This window comes from Pseudarthrobacter sp. lyk4-40-TYG-27, assembly GCF_030209295.1.
In the GTDB taxonomy this organism is placed as follows: domain Bacteria; phylum Actinomycetota; class Actinomycetes; order Actinomycetales; family Micrococcaceae; genus Arthrobacter.
In genome coordinates, this window is record NZ_JARVSH010000006.1 from 145,439 (window position 1) to 159,000 (window position 13,562).

Annotated in this window: 12 protein-coding genes and 2 tRNA genes; 3 read left to right on the forward strand and 11 right to left on the reverse strand. The window is 67.2% G+C overall.

From position 1 onward, the window contains the following. Positions 1 to 17: 17 nt before the first annotated feature. Genes QRM96_RS12480 through thiL form a run of 3 tightly spaced genes read right to left on the reverse strand, consistent with a single transcriptional unit; the run spans position 18 to position 4,333 of the window. Positions 18 to 2,288, reverse strand: a complete 2,271-nt coding sequence (locus QRM96_RS12480; protein WP_285319880.1) for an ATP-dependent DNA helicase RecG — start codon at positions 2,286 to 2,288, stop codon at positions 18 to 20. Beyond that, a complete protein-coding gene (locus QRM96_RS12485) occupies positions 2,278 to 3,264 on the reverse strand; it encodes a DAK2 domain-containing protein (RefSeq protein ID WP_018760027.1) in 987 nt (328 codons plus the stop codon). Before QRM96_RS12485 ends, QRM96_RS12480 begins: the two co-directional genes overlap by 11 nt. 22 nt (positions 3,265 to 3,286) lie before the next feature. Then, positions 3,287 to 4,333, reverse strand: a complete 1,047-nt coding sequence (gene thiL / locus QRM96_RS12490; RefSeq protein WP_018760028.1) for a thiamine-phosphate kinase — start codon at positions 4,331 to 4,333, stop codon at positions 3,287 to 3,289. A gap of 69 nt (positions 4,334 to 4,402) precedes the next feature. Here thiL and QRM96_RS12495 point away from each other — a divergent pair, with 69 nt between their 5' ends. After that, on the forward strand, positions 4,403 to 4,906 hold the full coding sequence (locus tag QRM96_RS12495; RefSeq protein ID WP_018760029.1) for a DUF3515 domain-containing protein: 504 nt from the start codon (positions 4,403 to 4,405) through the stop codon (positions 4,904 to 4,906). A 49-nt stretch (positions 4,907 to 4,955) separates the two neighbouring features. Here the strand turns inward: QRM96_RS12495 and QRM96_RS12500 are convergent, their stop codons facing one another. The 6 genes from QRM96_RS12500 to leuC form a co-directional block, all read right to left on the reverse strand. Then, complete coding sequence (locus tag QRM96_RS12500; protein ID WP_285319883.1) at positions 4,956 to 6,104, reverse strand: D-alanine--D-alanine ligase family protein; 1,149 nt, start codon at positions 6,102 to 6,104, stop codon at positions 4,956 to 4,958. A 2-nt stretch (positions 6,105 to 6,106) separates the two neighbouring features. After that, on the reverse strand, positions 6,107 to 7,156 hold the full coding sequence (locus QRM96_RS12505; RefSeq protein ID WP_018760031.1) for an NAD(P)H-dependent glycerol-3-phosphate dehydrogenase: 1,050 nt from the start codon (positions 7,154 to 7,156) through the stop codon (positions 6,107 to 6,109). Then, complete coding sequence (locus QRM96_RS12510; protein ID WP_026264221.1) at positions 7,153 to 7,920, reverse strand: lysophospholipid acyltransferase family protein; 768 nt, start codon at positions 7,918 to 7,920, stop codon at positions 7,153 to 7,155. Before QRM96_RS12510 ends, QRM96_RS12505 begins: the two co-directional genes overlap by 4 nt. Positions 7,921 to 7,929: 9 nt before the next feature. Further along, positions 7,930 to 9,255, reverse strand: coding sequence for a UDP-N-acetylglucosamine 1-carboxyvinyltransferase (gene murA, locus QRM96_RS12515; protein ID WP_285319885.1), 1,326 nt, complete (start codon positions 9,253 to 9,255; stop codon positions 7,930 to 7,932). Positions 9,256 to 9,402: 147 nt separating this feature from the next. Then, positions 9,403 to 10,005, reverse strand: a complete 603-nt coding sequence (leuD, locus tag QRM96_RS12520) for a 3-isopropylmalate dehydratase small subunit (protein ID WP_018760034.1) — start codon at positions 10,003 to 10,005, stop codon at positions 9,403 to 9,405. Positions 10,006 to 10,014: 9 nt separating this feature from the next. After that, positions 10,015 to 11,487 (reverse strand): 3-isopropylmalate dehydratase large subunit, encoded by a 1,473-nt coding sequence (gene leuC, locus QRM96_RS12525; RefSeq protein ID WP_285319886.1) that lies wholly within the window; start codon positions 11,485 to 11,487, stop codon positions 10,015 to 10,017. Positions 11,488 to 11,600: 113 nt separating this feature from the next. Here leuC and QRM96_RS12530 point away from each other — a divergent pair, with 113 nt between their 5' ends. Then, entirely contained in the window at positions 11,601 to 12,320 is a 720-nt protein-coding gene (locus QRM96_RS12530; RefSeq protein WP_009356552.1) for an IclR family transcriptional regulator, read from the forward strand. Between the two features lie 55 nt (positions 12,321 to 12,375). After that, on the forward strand, positions 12,376 to 12,924 hold the full coding sequence (locus QRM96_RS12535; RefSeq protein WP_109045014.1) for a DUF1697 domain-containing protein: 549 nt from the start codon (positions 12,376 to 12,378) through the stop codon (positions 12,922 to 12,924). Positions 12,925 to 13,065: 141 nt separating this feature from the next. On the opposite strand, the gene QRM96_RS12540 is transcribed toward QRM96_RS12535, so the two are convergent. Next, a tRNA-Glu gene (locus tag QRM96_RS12540) sits at positions 13,066 to 13,141 on the reverse strand. Positions 13,142 to 13,269: 128 nt separating this feature from the next. Next, positions 13,270 to 13,341: transfer RNA gene (locus tag QRM96_RS12545), tRNA-Gln, on the reverse strand. Between the last annotated feature and the right edge of the window lie 221 nt (positions 13,342 to 13,562).

Sequence of the window (13,562 nt, forward strand, 5' to 3'; positions counted from 1 at the left end):
CCTGGGGCCCTGCCGTGCTAACCGCGTTCAAGGAACGCCTCCTTCTCGGGGTTGAGGTACTTCTCGATGGCATCGGCGAGTTCGGGGTGGCCCGCCAGCAACGGGTCCCCGCCGACGATGTGCTGGGCGTCTTCCCTTGCCCGGGCGATGACGTCTTCGTGTTCGAGGACGCGCAGGAGTTTAAGGGTGGAACGTCCGCCGGACTGGGAAGCGCCCAGGATATCGCCTTCGCGGCGCAGCTTGAGGTCTTCCTGCGAGAGGACGAACCCGTCCGTGGTGGCCACCACGGCTTCCAGTCGCCGCCGGCTGGGATGCCCCGGCTCCAGGGCGGTGACCAGCAGGCAGGTGCCGGGCAGTCCGCCACGGCCGACGCGCCCGCGGAGCTGGTGCAGCTGCGAGATCCCGAACCTGTCGGCGTCCAGGATGACCATCAGGGTGGCGTTGTGCACATCCACGCCCACTTCGATCACGGTGGTGGAGACGAGCAGCTTGATGCGGTTGGCGGTGAAGCCGGCCATCGTCTCCGTCTTCAGCTCCGGCTCCTGGCGTCCGTGCAGCGGGGCTAGCGGCACCCCTGCCAGGGACGGCTCGGCCAGCAAATGCTCCACGACAGCGGTGACGGACGCAAGCTCCCGCCCGTCCTCTCCCTCCGCCCCCGGAGGTGCGGCTTCGCCGGGGCTGAAGTCGCCGTCGTCGTCCGTCCCGATCTTGGGACAGACCACGTACACCTGGCGCCCGGCATCGATCTCCTCGCGGGCGCGCGCCCAGATCCGCGCCGCCCAGGCGGGATTCTCCGCGAGGCCCACGAGGTGGGTGGTGATCGGGGCCCGGCCTTTGGGCAGTTCGCTGAGGGTTGACGTCTCCAGGTCCCCGAAAACCGTCATGGCAACGGTCCGCGGGATGGGGGTGGCTGTCATGACCAGCAGGTGCGGGGGCTTGCGCGCCTTGGCCCGCAGGGCGTCGCGCTGCTCCACGCCGAAACGGTGCTGCTCGTCCACCACGATGAGTCCGAGGTCGTAGAAGGAGACGTTGTCACCCAGGAGCGCGTGGGTGCCGATGATGATTCCGGCCGTCCCGGAGGCGGCATCCAGCATGGCTTGCCTGCGCGCCGCGGTGGGCATGGAGCCGGTCAGCAGCGTGACCTGCACGGAAACGCCGCTTCCGCCGGCCAGACCGCCCAGCAAGCCGTCGCCGGACAGCGCGCCAAGGCTGCGCCGGATGGAGTCATAATGCTGGGCCGCGAGCACTTCGGTAGGGGCCAGGAGCGCGGCCTGGCCGCCGGCGTCGATGACCTGCAGCATGGCACGCAGCGCCACGACGGTCTTGCCCGAGCCGACCTCGCCCTGCAGCAGCCGATTCATGGGGGTGTCGCGCGCCAGTTCCGCAGCGAGGGTTTGGCCGACGGCGGATTGGCCGGCTGTGAGCGTGAACGGCAGGTTGGCGTCGAAGGCGGCCAGGAGGCCGTCGCCCACCGGGCGGCGGGCCGTGGCTTCCTCGGCAGCGAGCTGGGCGCGGCGCCGCGCCAGCGCTGACTGCAGCACCAAGGCCTCGTGGTAGCGGAGGCGGTCCCGGGCCCTGTGCCAGTCGTCGGCGGACTCGGGTACGTGGATCAACCGGTAGGCGCCGGACACCGGCAGAAACCCTTCACGGGCGGAAACCTCGGTTGGCACCGGGTCCGGCAGGGCGTCGAGGTCGAGTGTCTCCAGGAGCGTGGCGATGGTCTTCTGGATCTTCCAGCTGGGAAGCTTGGCGGTTGCCGGGTACACCGGGATGGGCATGGCGGCGAGTTTCTCCGGGTCCTGGCCACTGTCGGTGAACGGATCTTCGTCCACCAGCTGGAAATCGGGGTTTGTCAGGCCCAGTTGTCCCTTGAAACTGGTGACCTTCCCGGAAAACAGGGCCCGCCGCCCCTGCAGGAGTTCTGTTTTGGCTTTGTACCCGTTAAAAAAGCTGATTTTGAGGGTTCCGGGCACCTTTCCGCGGAAGTCCCGGCCGCCCACCAGCCGGAGCCCCTGCTGACCGTCGTCGTCGGAGACGATGACGTCGGTGATGGTTCCCCGGCGGGCCTGCATGGTGCGCGTGCTGCTGGACAGCACCCGGGCGATCAGGGTGACGTCCTCGTCCAGCGGCAGCTCACTGATGGGGGTCAGCTCACCGCGGCTCATGTAACGGCGCGGGAAGTAATTCAGGAGTCCGTCCACGGTGGTGATCCCGAGGTGTTTCTCAATGACCGCTGCCGAGCGCTTGCCGATGCGCCGCTCCAGGGCCAGGTCGAGCTCAGCGTTCATGCCCGCCGGTGTTCACTGCGTCCATGTCCGGGTCCCGGGGCAGCGCAAGTTCGCTGACGCTGATCTGGGACGGCTCGCCCAGGGACCTGATGACGGCGACGGCCTGGTCCGGGTGCGGCACGTGCACATGCACCCGCCACCGGTACTTCCCGTCCGGGTCAACGCCGCCGCCAACCTGGCTCATGATGACGGACTCGCCGATTTCGTCCAGGCGCTGCCGGAGGGTGGCGGCGTCCAGCGGCGACAGGCTGATGGTGCACATGACTTCCACGCCGTCGGCGTCGGGCATGGCGGTGTGGATGTGGGGATCGGAGACGTCGTAGCCGTGCAGGCCGTCGAGGAGTTCGTTCTGCAGTTCCTCGCCCAGGACCGCCGAGCGCAGGCAGTCCAGGATGAGCAGCATTCCCACCCCGCCGGCATCGACGACGTGGGCGGACTGCAGGGCATCGAGCTGCTCTTCGGTGTGGATCACCGCTGCCAGGGCCCCCTCCACCGCGGCGTCCAGGGCAAGGCCCAGCGCGTGGTTGCTGTCGTCCCCGTCCTGGGCCGCGTCCACGGCGGCCGCGGCGCGGGCGGCTGCTTCCATGACGGAAAGCATGGTTCCGGGGACGGGATCGCTGAGGGCGGACCAGGCGCGGATCTGGGCGCGGTTCAGTGCGGCCGACAGGAGCGTGGACGTCACCCTGGTGTGGCCGGCCAGGGGCTCGGCCGCTGCGCACAGGAACACGGAGAAGAGGGTGCCGGAGTTTCCCCGGGCTTCCTCCATGGCCGCCTGCCCTGCCGTGGCGAGGACTTCACCGACGTCCACCGGGGCGGGCTGGTCGTCGGCGAGCACCAGCGAGCGGGCTGCGGCGCGAACGGTGAGGTAGAGGTTGGTACCGGTATCGCCGTCGGCCACCGGGAAGATGTTGATGGCGTTGAGCCGGTCGCTGTGGTTGCCCAGGGCCGTTTCCGCCTTGCCCAGCCACCTCTTCATCGCCAGCGCGTTGGCGGCAACCTTAGTGTGCAAAGTGATCCCATCCCCCGGTGTCCGCGGCCCGGCCCGCTATCAGGACGCCCGGGCCTTCGTCGGTTCCGAGTGCATGTACCGAGCCTATCGCAGTGAATCCGGGTGGCAGCTGAATACCGGCCGGGAAAGTGGCCAGCAGGCCGTGGTCCTCGCCGCCGGCCAGCACCCAGGGTGCCGGGTCCGCGTCCAGGAGGGTCGCGGCCGGGCGCAGCAGTTCGGCAAGGTGCGCCAGCCGGGCGGGATCGAGGTCAACGGCGACGTTGCTGGCGGCCGCCAGCCGGTGCCCGTCCCGCAGGAGTCCGTCCGAGATATCAAGCATGGCAGTCGCCCCCGCCGCCCGTGCAGCCGGTCCCGCCCACAGGGGCGGCCGGGGCCGGCACTGCAGCTCGGGGTAGATCCGTTCGGCGGGGCCGAGGGTGTCCGCGGCGATGCCGGATTCCAGCAGGGCCAGGCCGGCAGCGGCGTGCCCGACGGTTCCCGCCAAGGCCAGGATGTCTCCCGGCCGGGCCCCGGAACGCAGGACAGCCCGGCCGCCGTCGAGCGATCCCAGGACGGCGACCGTCACGGAAATTTCGCGGCCTCGGCCCAGGTCCCCGCCGGCAACGGAACACCCGGTGGCTCCGAGGGCCTGGATTCCGGCTCTCAGGCCGTCCGCCAGGTCTTCCACCCAGCTGACCGGCGTGTCCACCGGCAGGGTGAGGCTGACCACCATCGAGGTGGCGGTGGCACCCATCGCGTTGATGTCGCTGAGGTTCTGTGCGGCGGCTTTCCACCCGACGTCGAATCCTGTGGTGCGGTAGCCGTTGGGCCAGAGGAGGCGGAAATCCTGGTCCTGGACTTGGGTGTCGATGCTGACCACGGCCCTGCCGTCCGGGGCAGCGACGATGGCGGCATCGTCTCCAGGGCCCAGCAGCGTGCTTGCCGTGTGGGAGCCCGCCATCCGCAGGCGCGGGAAGATCCGGGCCAGCAGGTCTGATTCGGAAAGGCCCGCGACGGTGGGCTGGCGGTCAACGCGGTTTCGGAGGTCTTCAGGCACGCCACTACGCTACCGCGACCGGCCGACATCGTGTCCTGGCGGGGGCGCCGGCGGCGATAGGCTGGAACCATGCACCATCCCCAGCTGCCCCTGACCGCCCGCGCCACCAGGATGGCAGTTTTTGGGGCAGTCGTTGCCCTGTCCATGACTGCGTGCTCCCCCGCAGTCGACGTTACCGCCGCCAAGGACGCGGCAAACCCTGCCTGCGCGCCCATGATGGTGGCCCTGCCGGATGCGATCGGCGATTCCCGGCTGCGAAAGACCAACAGCCAGGCAACTGCCGCGTGGGGTGATCCGTCGCTGGTCATCCTCCGCTGCGGCGTCAACGTACCGGGTCCGACGACGGACCGCTGTGTGACCGTCAACGGCGTCGACTGGGTCATCAAGGAAGGCGACCCGGTGTGGACGCTGACCACTTACGGCCGGGAACCGGCCACCGAGATCCTCATGGACCCGGACAAGATCAGCTCCGCAACCGTCCTTGCGGACCTCGCGGGCGCCGCCGCGAAGGTCCCGTCGGTGCGGAACTGCGTGGGCCAGGAAGACCTGCAGAACCTCCCGCAGAGCAAGTAGGTTCTGCGGGCCCACCCACCGGGATGGGCCCGCAGTCCAGCCCGAGGCCTCAGCGGAGGCCGGTCTTCCGGTGCAGCGCCAGGTGGATGAGCTCATCGATCAGGTCTGCGTAGCCAAGTCCCGAGGCCGCCCACATTTGCGGGTACATGCTCTTGGGCGTGAACCCGGGCATGGTGTTGATCTCATTGATGATCAGCTCGCCGTCGGGGGTGTAGAAGAAGTCGACCCGGCTCAAGCCCTCAGCGCCCACGGCTTCGAAGGCCAGCGCAGCGAGCTCACGGACCCTCGAGATGGCTTCCGCCGGAATGTCCGCCGGGCAACTCAGCGCGGCGGCATCGTCCTCGACGTACTTGGCGTTGAAATCATAGAACTCGTGGGTGCCGCCGGCGACTGATATCTCCCCCGGCATGGAGGTCCGGGGAGCGTCCGTTCCCCTGCCTTCCAAGACCGCACACTCAATTTCGCGTCCCACGATTCCGGCCTCGATGACCAGTTTGAGGTCGTGCCGGCGTGCTTCCTCAATCGCGGCGTCGAGCTCGTCGAGGGAGTCCACTTTGGAAATGCCCATGGATGAGCCAGCGCGTGCGGGCTTGACGAAAACGGGGAAGCCCAGCCGGTCCACTTGTTTGCGGACGGATTCGGGGTCATTGCGCCATTGCCTGTCGGTGACCGCCAGGTAGGGGCCAACGCGGAGCCCGGCGGCTTCGAAGACCACTTTCATGTAGTGCTTGTCCATGCCGACGGCGGAAGCCAGGACACCGGCGCCGACGTAGCGGGTGTCCGACAATTCCAGGAGCCCCTGAATGGTGCCGTCTTCGCCGAAGGGTCCGTGCAGGAGCGGGAAGACGACGTCCACGGCACCCAGTTCCTGGGGTACTTCGTTGGGGGAAGCGACAATCAACTGGTGTTCGCCGCCGATCTCGGCCAGGGTCACGGTCTGGGCAGACGGCGAAACTTCCGGCAACGATGAGGCCGCCAGGGACCATTGCGCGGTATCGGCCGGCGCCAGGACCCATTGCCCGGTCTTGGCGATCCCGATCGGGATGACCTCGTACTTGTCCCTGTCGATGGCGCCGAGCACGCCGGCTGCCGTCACGCAACTTACGGCGTGCTCGCTGGAACGGCCGCCGAACAGCACGGCTACCCGCGGTTTCCTGCTGCTCGCCGTTTCCCCTGTGGTGGGTGTGTCTTGGGACATGGTCAGTGATCGCCTTCAGGTTTCAATTCCCGGGACAGCAGGACAGGCCCCAGTTGGTCAACGGACAGCTTGCCTGCCAGCACCGCGACGACGGCGGCGGTGATAGGCATTTCGACGCCGAGCTTACCGGCAAGTTCGTGCACGGCCTGGCCGGACTTGATGCCTTCGGCGGTCTGGGTCATTTTGCGGCCCACCTCCTCCAGGGTCAGCCCCTGGCCGAGGAGCCGGCCGGCGGTGTGGTTGCGGGACAACGCGGATGAGCAGGTCGCCACCAGATCCCCGAGCCCGGCAAGGCCGGCCATGGTCTTGGCTTCACCGCCGAGGGCCAGCGCAAGGCGGGAGGTCTCCGCCAGGCCGCGGGTAATGACCGAGGCTTTGGTGTTGTCTCCCATTTCCTTGCCTTCGCAGATGCCCACGGCCAGCGCGATCACGTTCTTGACGATGCCGCCGATTTCGACCCCGACGACGTCCGACGTGGTGTAGGGACGGAAGTACGGTGCCGTGCAGGTCCGTGCGAGCCATCCGGCGGTCGCGGAATCCGTGCAGGCCACTACCGACGCCGTCGGCTCTTCGCGCGCGATTTCCATGGCCAGGTTGGGTCCGGAGACCACGGCGATGCGTTCGGGCGGCAGGCCCAGTTCCTGGCTGATGACCTCGCTCATGCGGGCATCCGTGCCAAGTTCGAGGCCCTTCATGAGGGATACGACGACGGCTCCGGGCTCGATCATGTCCTTCCACTCCCGCAGCTGCGGGCGGAGGGATTGGGCAGGGACGGCCACCACCACAAGATCGGCCCCGGCCAGCACCTCCCGGACGTCGGTGGAAGCGGTGATGCTGGCGGGCAGGACGATGTCCTTGAGGTAGTCGCTGTTGCGGTGGTCCCGGTTGATCTGGTCCACCACCTCGGCGCGCCTGCCCCACACCTTGATCCCGCGCGGGCTGCCGGCGGCCCCGGCTGCGTCTGCGAGGATCTTGGCGAAGGTGGTCCCCCACGAACCGGCGCCCAGGACAGCCACGGTCCGGGCCGATCCCGGCTTTCGGTCAACGGTCACTGTGCTTCCGTTTCCGGGCCGGGCTGTCCGCGGTCGATGAACCGTCCGTGCTTGGCTTGTTGCTGCTTGGCCGGATCCCAGCGTTCGGCCGGCGGCTGTTCGCCGCGGAGGCCCGCCAGCAGGCCGGTGATCGCGGCCATGATGACCTCGGTGGCTTCGGTCAGCGTCGCTTTGTCCAACGGGCGGCCGCTGAAGGCGCTGAGGTCCACCGGGTCCCCCACCACTACCCGGGAGAGCTTCCGCGGGAACACGTGGAACCGCTTGCCGTAGCGGGGGAACACCTCGTGGGCGCCCCAGTGGGCGATCGGGACGACGGGAATTCCGCCTTCAAGGGCGAGCCTGGCCGCACCCGTATGGCCTTTCATGGGCCAGAGTGCGGGGTCGCGGGTCAATGTGCCCTCCGGATAGATGATAATTGCTCCGCCCTCGGCCACGATCTCCTGGGCCACCTGCAGCGACCGGTTCGCGCCCGTCGTCGAACGCTCAACGGGGACCTGCTTGGTCGCGTTCAGGAGCCAGCCCAGGCCGGGGACTTTGAACAGGCCGGCCTTGGCCAGGAAGTGCGGGGCACGCCCTTGGTTGTAAAGCATGTGGCCCACAACCAGGGGATCGATCTCGGTGCAGTGGTTGGGCGCGGCAATGAAGCCGCCGGCAGGCAGTTTCTCGGTGCCTTCCCATTTCTTGGCCATCATGAGGTTCAGCAGCGGGCGGGCGATCCCGGCGATGAACACAAACGTGGCCCTGCTTTTGGCAGTTTCCTTCACGGTCCGCCGCTACTTCGTGGTGGCGATGTCGAAGTCGGCACCGAGGCCGGCGAGCTTTTCGGTGAAGCGCTCGTAGCCGCGGTTGATGATGTCGATGCCCGTGACCCGGGAAGTTCCGGTGGCGGCCAGGGCAGCGATGAGATGGCTGAACCCGCCGCGCAGGTCCGGCACGTCGATATCCGTTCCCTTGAGCTGGGTGGGACCGGAGATAACGGCCGAGTGCAGGAAGTTGCGCTGGCCGAACCGGCACGGGACGCTGCCGAGGCACTCCCGGTGGACCTGGATGCTGGCGCCCATGCGGATGAGGGCGTCGGTGAAGCCAAAGCGGTTCTCGTATACCGTTTCGTGGACGATTGATACGCCCTCGGCCTGGGTCAACGCGACCACCAGCGGCTGCTGCCAGTCCGTCATGAACCCGGGGTGCACGTCTGTTTCAAGGACCAGCGGGTTGAGCTTGCCGCCCCTGTGGTAGAACCGGATGCCGTCCTCGCCGATGTCCATCCCGCCGCCCACTTTGCGGTAGGTGTTCAGGAAGGTCATCATGTCGCGCTGGGATGCGCCTTCAACGAAGATGTCGCCGCGGGTAACCAGGGCGGCCGAGGCCCAGGATGCGGACTCGTTGCGGTCCGAGAGCGCGCGGTGGTTGTAGCCGCCCAGATCGCGGACGCCCTCAATGCGGATGGTCCGGTCCGTCTGGACGCTGATGATGGCGCCCATCTTCTGCAGCACGGCGATCAGGTCGATGACCTCGGGCTCGGTGGCGGCACCGGAGAGCTCCGTGATGCCTTCCGCGCGGGTGGCGCTGAGGAGGACCTGCTCGGTGGCTCCGACGGACGGGTACGGCAGCGAGATCTTGGCGCCGTGCAGTCCCTTGGGTGCCGAGATGTGGATCCCGCCGGGGCGCTTTTCCACGACGGCGCCAAACTGGCGCAGGACGTCCAGGTGGTAGTCGATGGGGCGGTCGCCGATCTTGCAGCCGCCGAGGTCGGGGATGAACGCTTCCCCAATGGCGTGGATCAGGGGGCCGCACAGCAGGATGGGGATCCGGGAATCGCCGGCGTGCGCATCGATGGCGGTGCTTGAGGCCGTCTTCGCCGACGTCGGATCGAGGGTAAGGTCTCCGCTGACCGGGTCCTTCTCCACGGTCACGCCATGCAGCTTCAGCAGGGACGTGACGACCTCGACGTCCTTGATCTCCGGCACGTTGCGCAACACCGAGGGTTCGTTGCCCAGCAGTGCTGCCACCATGGCCTTCGGTACAAGATTCTTTGCCCCGCGGACGCTGACGCGGCCTGTAAGCGGGACTCCGCCGCGGATTGTCAGAACACTACTCATATACCGGTTTCCTCACGATCACTAGCCCACAAATCCTTGCAAAGGCTCCAACCAAGCATAGGAGGTCGTGTTACCGAACCGAAATAAGCGGGCACCGGCGGCAGTCCGTGGCGGGGTATTTCCTGCCGCCGGGCCCGTTCCTGCGTGCTAGGACAGCCGGGCGGGAAGCGTCTTCGGCTTGAAGCTGGGCCGGGTGGCCTCGTAGGCCGTGATGTCGGCTTCATGCTGGAGGGTCAGCCCGATGTCGTCCAGGCCTTCCAGCAGCCGCCAACGGGTGTAGTCGTCGATCTCGAAAGGCGCCACGATGGGGCCGCACACGACGGTCTTTGACTCAAGGTCCACCGTGACTTCGGTTCCGGGCGCGTTTTCCAGCTCTTTCCAGATCAGTTCAATGTCATCCTGGGCCACCTGGGCGGCCAGCAGGCCCTGCTTGCCGGAATTGCCGCGGAAGATGTCGGCGAAGCGGGAAGACAGGACGGCCTTGAAACCGTAGTCCTTCAGCGCCCAGACGGCGTGTTCGCGGGAGGAACCGGTGCCAAAGTCCGGGCCTGCCACGAGCACCGAACCGGTAGTGTAGGGCTCCTGGTTCAGGATGAACGAGGGGTCTTTCCGCCAGGCGGAGAACAGGGCGTCCTCGAACCCGGTCCGGGTGATGCGCTTGAGGTACACCGCCGGGATGATCTGGTCGGTGTCGACGTTGCTCTGGCGCAGCGGGACGCCAACGCCGGTGTGCTTGGTGAACTTTTCCATGGTGCTGTCCTAGGCTGCGTGGCTTGCGGATGGGGTTTCGACAGGCTGAACCGCCGGCTCGGGAGCCGGGTCAAGGTCCGACGGCGAGCTGAGCGTGCCCCGGACGGCAGTGGCTGCTGCCACCACCGGGGAAACCAGATGGGTGCGGCCGCCCTTGCCCTGCCGGCCCTCGAAGTTGCGGTTGGAGGTTGAGGCGCAACGCTCCCCCACTTCCAGCTGGTCCGGGTTCATGCCCAGGCACATGGAGCAGCCGGCAAAGCGCCACTCGGCACCAAAGTCCTTGAAGACCTTGTCCAGCCCCTCGGCTTCCGCTTCGAGCCGGACGCGGGCGGAGCCCGGGACCACCAGCATCCGGATGTTGGGGTCCTTTTGCCGGCCGCGGATGATGTCGGCAGCGGCGCGCAGGTCCTCCATCCGGGAGTTGGTGCAGGAGCCCAGGAAGACGGTGTCCACGCGGATGTCCTTCATGGGCGTGCCGGCTTCGAGTCCCATGTACTGCAGGGCGCGCTCGGCAGCGGCCTTGGCGTTTTCGTCGCCGAAGTCCTCCGGTGACGGGACGGACCCGGACAGGGACACACCCTGGCCCGGGTTGGTGCCCCAGGTGACGAACGGCTCAAGCGTGTTGGCGTCCAGGTCCACCTGCACGTCGAAGGTGGCGTCGTCGTCGCTACGCAGCGTGTTCCAGTACTCGACGGCGGCGTCCCAGTCCGCGCCTTCAGGCGCGTGGGGGCGGCCCTTCATGTACTCGTAGGTGGTCTCGTCCGGGGCCACCATACCGGCCCGGGCGCCGGCCTCGATGGACATGTTGCAGATGGTCATCCGGGCTTCCATGGAGAGCGCGCGGATGGCGGAGCCGCGGTATTCCAGGACGTAGCCCTGGCCGCCGCCGGTGCCGATCTGGGCGATCACGGCGAGGATGATGTCCTTGGCCGTGACGCCCGGGCGCAACGTGCCCTCGACGTTGATGGCCATGGTCTTGAAGGGCTTAAGGGACAGGGTCTGGGTGGCCATGACGTGCTCCACCTCGGAGGTGCCGATACCCATGGCCAGCGCGCCGAAGGCGCCGTGGGTGGAGGTGTGCGAGTCGCCGCAGACCACCGTCATGCCGGGTTGGGTCAGGCCGAGCTGCGGGCCAACCACGTGGACGATGCCCTGTTCGGCGTCGCCGAGGCTGTGCAGGCGGACGCCGAACTCGGCGCAGTTGTTGCGCAGGGTCTGGATCTGGGTCCGGCTGGTGAGGTCGGCAATCGGCTTGTCGATGTCCAGCGTGGGGGTGTTGTGGTCCTCGGTGGCAATAGTCAGGTCCGGCCGGCGCAGCGGGCGGCCGGCGAGCCGCAGCCCTTCGAAGGCCTGCGGGGAGGTAACTTCGTGGATCAGGTGGAGATCGATAAAGAGGAGGTCGGGCTGGGCGTTGGCTCCTTCGCCGTCGCCTTTGCGCACCACGTGCGCGTCCCAGACTTTCTCGGCCAATGTCTTTGCCATGGCCATCTCCCTTCACTGCTGTTTGGCTGTTGAGTCCAACTGAATCAGGACGGCTCCGCACTGCGCCAGCCGAAAGATTTGCATCTCAGATATTGAGACGGCAATATCATTACATGGACAATTCTAGTGGAGTCGGCGTCATTGATAAAGCAGCCCAGGTGCTCGATGCACTCGAGGCCGGCCCCACCACGCTGGCACAGCTTGTGGCCGCCACCGGGCTGGCCCGGCCTACGGTTCACCGGCTCGCGCTGGCACTCGTCCACCACCGGCTGGTGAGCCGCGATATCCAGGGCCGGTTCGTCCTTGGCAGCCGGCTGGTGGAACTGGCCTCGGCCGCGGGCGAGGACCGCCTGATCGCCTCCGCCGGCCCCGTCCTCATGCAACTGCGGGACGCCACGGGCGAAAGCGCCCAGATCTTCCGCCGGCAGGGCGACTGGCGCGTGTGCGTTGCCTCCGCCGAGCGCCCCATCGGCCTGCGCGACACCATCCCGGTGGGCACGCAGCTGTCCATGAAGGCCGGCTCCGCCGCCCAGGTGCTTCTCGCCTGGGAGGACCACGACCGGCTGCTCGAGGGCCTGCAGTCAGCTCGCTTCACGCCCACCGTCCTGGCAGGCGTACGACGACGCGGCTGGGGACAGAGCCTCGGCGAACGTGAGCCCGGTGTCGCCTCCGTCTCCGCGCCGGTGCGGGGACCGTCCGGCCGGGTGATCGCCGCCGTCTCAATTTCCGGCCCGATCGAGCGGCTGACCCGCCAGCCGGGGCGCCTGCACGCGGAGGTGGTCTGCAACGCCGGCCGCATCCTCACCGAAGCCCTGCGCAAGAACAACGACTAAGGGGATCCGCCGCGTTGTCCGCTCCTGCGGACGGCGCGGCCACTAGGCTGTGGCCATGGGCAGCTACGCAGTCTTCCTCCGTGGAATCAATGTTGGCGGAATCAACATCAAAATGGCGGACCTCCGGGACGCACTGAAAGCTTCGGGCTTCGCCGATGCCAGGACTCTGCTGGCCAGCGGGAACGTGGTGCTGACCAGCAGCCTGGATGCAACCGGCGTCAAACGCGAAGCCGAAGAATGCCTCCGGGCAGCGTTCGGTTATGAAGCCTGGGTGGTCGTCGTGGACGGCGGACGAGTGGCCGAACTGGTGGATGCCTGCCCTTATCCGGAGGATGACAAATCCACCCACACCTACATCACCTTCTCGTCGGATACCGCCGTCCTGGACGAACTGGAAGCGGCCGGCGCAGCCATAGAGGGCCAGGACCAGAAGCGCCTTGGACCTGAAGCGCTGGCGTGGCTGGCCCCGGTGGGGGGCACCCTGGACAGCCCCTTCAGCAAGGTCAGCTCGAAGTCCAGGTTCAAGGCCGCTACCACCACCCGCAACCTGCGCACCCTGATCAAGGTCCGGGATGCAGCGGCCGCATTGGAGGCGGACTCCTAAGCGGCTCCGCGGAAGACTCCCCGCACGGAGGACCACTCCCCGCCGGGCGGCGCGGGGTTCAGTCCATTGAGCGGGGATTGTCCGCCAGCGAATTTCGGGCAAATAAAAAATGGTCCCGGGCTGATGCCCGGGACCATTCCATGGTGACCCCAGCGGGATTCGAACCCGCGTTACCGCCGTGAGAGGGCGGCGTACTAGGCCGCTATACGATGGGGCCGCGTACTTTCCGGCAGCGTTTCCGCTGCTCGGCTCAGTGAGTATTTCACACACTTTGCCGTGGTTTCAAATCGGCGAACCGAGTGGAAACCTTCTGTTTTGCCTGCCCGAATGGGCTTCAAACCAGAGCTGGGATACCAGGACTCGAACCTAGAATGACGGTACCAGAAACCGTAGTGTTGCCAATTACACCATATCCCAATGGCACTTTCGGGCCGGATTCCAGGGCGTTTTCCCTGCTCCGTGCGCCTCAGCACGAGAAATTACTTTACCCGAGACTTGGGGCTCGCACAAATCCGGCGCGGCCTGCGCCTCCGGGCTTCGCGAAAGCGAACCGTCCAAACCCTTGCCCGGCATCCACCGTTATGGTTACCCTCGAGTAAGTTACCGATCAGTAACAAGCCCCCTGCCCTGTTTCCACG

Bases quoted from the DNA above. Each gene is read 5' to 3' on its own strand.
- QRM96_RS12480 (WP_285319880.1), bottom strand. From the start codon at position 2,288: ATGAACGCTGAGCTCGACCTGGCCCTGGAGCGGCGCATCGGCAAGCGC.
- QRM96_RS12485 (WP_018760027.1), bottom strand. From the start codon at position 3,264: ATGAAGAGGTGGCTGGGCAAGGCGGAAACGGCCCTGGGCAACCACAGC.
- QRM96_RS12495 (WP_018760029.1), top strand. From the start codon at position 4,403: ATGCACCATCCCCAGCTGCCCCTGACCGCCCGCGCCACCAGGATGGCA.
- QRM96_RS12500 (WP_285319883.1), bottom strand. From the start codon at position 6,104: ATGTCCCAAGACACACCCACCACAGGGGAAACGGCGAGCAGCAGGAAA.
- murA (WP_285319885.1), bottom strand. From the start codon at position 9,255: ATGAGTAGTGTTCTGACAATCCGCGGCGGAGTCCCGCTTACAGGCCGC.
- leuD (WP_018760034.1), bottom strand. From the start codon at position 10,005: ATGGAAAAGTTCACCAAGCACACCGGCGTTGGCGTCCCGCTGCGCCAG.
- leuC (WP_285319886.1), bottom strand. From the start codon at position 11,487: ATGGCAAAGACATTGGCCGAGAAAGTCTGGGACGCGCACGTGGTGCGC.
- QRM96_RS12530 (WP_009356552.1), top strand. From the start codon at position 11,601: ATGGACAATTCTAGTGGAGTCGGCGTCATTGATAAAGCAGCCCAGGTG.
- QRM96_RS12535 (WP_109045014.1), top strand. From the start codon at position 12,376: ATGGGCAGCTACGCAGTCTTCCTCCGTGGAATCAATGTTGGCGGAATC.